Origin of the sequence: Allobosea sp. CER48 (assembly GCF_044752385.1) — a bacterium.
Lineage (GTDB): Bacteria > Pseudomonadota > Alphaproteobacteria > Rhizobiales > Beijerinckiaceae > Allobosea.
The window spans coordinates 1-3,351 of record NZ_JBIWYK010000362.1; the positions used below are offsets into that span (position 1 = coordinate 1).

Sequence of the window (3,351 nt, forward strand, 5' to 3'; positions counted from 1 at the left end):
GAAGCTATAGAAACTATAGCTTTGAGGTATTGGCATGGCGGTGACGGACAGGCTCGAGCGCGTGATGCCGATCGGCGCGCTCGCCGAGCGCACCGGCGTCAAGGTCGAGACGATTCGGTATTACGAGCAGGTCGGATTGCTGCCGCCGCCCGAGCGGTCCGAAGGCAACCAGCGCCGCTATGGCCGACGCCATGCCGAGCGTCTCGCCTTCATCAAGCATGCGCGCGATCTCGGCTTCGCCGTCGACAACATCCGCACATTGCTCAGGCTCTCCGACACGCCTGGCATCGCCTGCGACGAGGCGCATGCGATCTCCGTCTCCCATCTCGAGGAGGTGCGCGACAAGATCGCGAAGCTGCGTTCGCTGGAGAAGGAGCTGGAACGGATCGCGACCACCTGCTCGGGCGGCGTCGCGGCCTGCGACTGTGCGATCATCGAGGCGCTGGCGGATCACGGGCAGTGCGATCACGCCCGGCATTGAGGCAGATTCGCGGGCCCAGGCAGCGATTGCCTCTCGTTTCCAAGCCGAAAAGGCTTAAATAGGAGTCGTTCCGGGTGGCCCTAGGGCCTGGTCCGCGACGGTTCCGTGGGAGGGCGCGCTATGTCGGTATGGCCCATGCCGAAGGGAGGTGAACCCCGAAAGGGGAACAAATCCCGATTCTGCCGGAGTCAGCGATTCGGCCTCGCTTCGTTCCAGACTCGTTCTCGCCAGACTCGCTCCTGATTCCCGTCCACGCTCCCGCCCGCATGGGCGGGCGAGATGATCGGCTCCTTCGCCTTGCTACCGTTTCGTTCGCTGCCGCCCGCCGCCCGCGCCCATGGGGTCACGGCGGTGCTGGGCCCCACCAATACCGGGAAGACCCATCTCGCCATCGAGCGCATGGTCGCCCATCCCACCGGGATGATCGGCCTGCCGCTGCGGCTGCTGGCGCGCGAGGTGTATCAGCGCACGGTCGATCGCGTCGGGGCCGAGGCCGTCGCGCTGGTCACGGGCGAGGAAAAGATCAAGCCGGAGCGGCCACGCTTCTGGGTCTGCACGGTCGAGGCGATGCCGCGCGACCTCGCGGTGGATTTCGTCGCGATCGACGAGATCCAGCTGGCCGCCGACCTTGATCGGGGCCACGTCTTCACCGACAGGCTGCTCAATCGCCGCGGCCGCGCCGAGACCATGCTGATCGGCGCCGGGACGATGAAGCCGCTGATCGAGCAGCTCATTCCAGGCGTCAACGTCGTCACGCGCCCGCGGCTCTCGAACCTGACCTTCGCCGGCGACCGCAAGATCACCCGGCTGCCGCCACGCTCCGCCATCGTCGCCTTCTCGGTGGAGGAGGTCTATGCGATCGCCGAGCTGATCCGACGGCAGAAGGGCGGCGCAGCCGTCGTGCTCGGTGCGCTCTCGCCCCGCACGCGCAACGCCCAGGTCGAGATCTACCAGTCCGGCGATGTGGACTACCTCGTCGCCACCGACGCGATCGGCATGGGGCTCAATCTCGACGTCAACCACATCGCCTTCGCGGCGGACAAGAAATTCGACGGGCACCATTATCGCACGCTCAATCCGGCCGAGTTCGGCCAGATCGCCGGCCGTGCCGGGCGCCACCTGCGCGACGGCACCTTCGGGACAAGCGGGCGCTGCCCGCCTTTCGACGCCGAATTGGTCGACGCGATCGAGAATCACCGTTTCGAGCCGGTGCGCCAGATGCAGTGGCGCAATTCGGACCTCGATCTGCGTTCCATCGCCGGCCTGCTCGATACGCTCAACATCCAGCCCTCCGAGCTGGGGCTGACGCGGGCGCTGATCGCCGAGGACATGACCACCCTGGAAGTCCTGGCGCGGGATTCCGATGTCAGGGCCCTTGCGCAGGGGCGCGCGGCGGTCGAGCGGCTCTGGGAGGTCTGCGGGTTGCCGGATTATCGCAAGATCTCGCCGATGCAGCACGCCGATCTCGCGACCACGCTCTATCTCAGGCTGATGCGCCATGGCCGGCTGGATCAGGACTGGTATGCGGCGCAGCTCGGCTCGCTCGACCGCACCGACGGCGAGATCGATACGCTCTCTGCCCGGATTGCGCAGGTCCGCACTTGGACCTATGTCGCGAACCGTCCTGACTGGTTGCCTGATCCAGAGCATTGGCAGGGCATGGCTCGTCTTGTAGAGGACAAGCTGTCGGACGCTCTGCATGAACGTCTGACCCATCGATTTGTCGATCGGCGCACCAGCGTGCTGATGCGCCGCTTGCGGGAGAATGCAATGTTGGAGGCTGAGGTCACCGCGACGGGCGACGTGCTCGTCGAGGGCCAGCACGTGGGAATGCTGCAGGGCTTCCGCTTCACGGCGGACCCGAAGGCGGGCGGGTCAGAGGTCAAGGCCCTGAACCTGGCGGCGATGAAGGCGCTGGGTTCGGAGATCGAGGCCCGGGCGGCGCGCGTAGTGCTGGCGGGAGACGATGCCTTCGTGCTCTCGCATGACGGGCTCGTGCGCTGGACCGGCGAGCCGGTGGCGCGCCTCGTCGCGGGCGAGAAGGTGCTGGAGCCGCGGCTGCGGCTGCTGGTCGAGGAGCACCTGGCCGGTGGCGCGCGCGAGCAGGTCGAGGCCCGGCTCGCGCTCTGGCTCAAGAACCACATCACCCGGCTGCTAGGCGCCCTCCAGATCCTGGAAGCGGCCGAGAGCGCCACCGGCATCGCGCGCGGCATCGCCTATCAGGCGGCCGAGGCGCTGGGTGTGCTGGAGCGTGCCAAGGTCGGTGAGGAGATGAAGGCGCTCGACCAGGAAGGCCGCGCGGCGCTGCGCCAGCTCGGCATCCGCTTCGGCGCCTTCCATCTCTATCTGCCGGCGCTGCTCAAGCCGGCGCCGCGGGCGCTTGCCGCACAGCTCTGGGCGCTGAAGCATGGCGGGCCGGAGACGGCCGGCCTCGACGACATCGCGCATCTCGCAGCATCGGGCCGGACCTCCTTCCCGGTCGACAAGGCCGTGCCGAAGGGGCTCTACCGCGCGGCGGGCTACCGCGTCTGCGGCGAGCGGGCGGTGCGCGTCGACATCCTCGAACGCCTCGCCGACCTGATTCGCCCGGCGATCGCCTATCGCCCCGGAGTCACGCAGGGGACGCCCCCGGTCGGAGCCGCCGACCAGGACGGCTTCGTCGCCACCGGCGCAATGACCTCGCTGGTCGGCTGCGCGGGCGAGGATTTCGCCTCGATCCTGCGTTCGCTCGGGTATGTCTCGACCAAGCGCCCCGGCCCGGCGATCACCGTTCCGCTGGCGCCGCCGCCGGCAGCGACCGAGCCGGCGCAGCCGGTCGTGGCCCCGGCCGAAGGCGAGGCCTCTGCCGGCGAGACTGAACGGACCGAACC

Annotated in this window: 2 protein-coding genes; both read left to right on the forward strand. The window is 68.3% G+C overall.

The features are described 5' to 3' along the window. Nucleotides 1-34 precede the first annotated feature (34 nt). Nucleotides 35-481: a MerR family transcriptional regulator gene (locus ACIPIA_RS12800; protein WP_400510102.1), complete on the forward strand. Its 447-nt coding sequence runs from the start codon at nt 35-37 to the stop codon at nt 479-481. Nucleotides 482-760: 279 nt separating this feature from the next. Then, the coding region (locus ACIPIA_RS12805) for a helicase-related protein (protein WP_400510103.1) at nt 761-3,351 on the forward strand (2,591 nt) is incomplete at its 3' end.

Coding starts and splice junctions, on each gene's coding strand:
- ACIPIA_RS12800 (WP_400510102.1), top strand. CDS start 35: ATGGCGGTGACGGACAGGCTCGAGCGCGTGATGCCGATCGGCGCGCTC.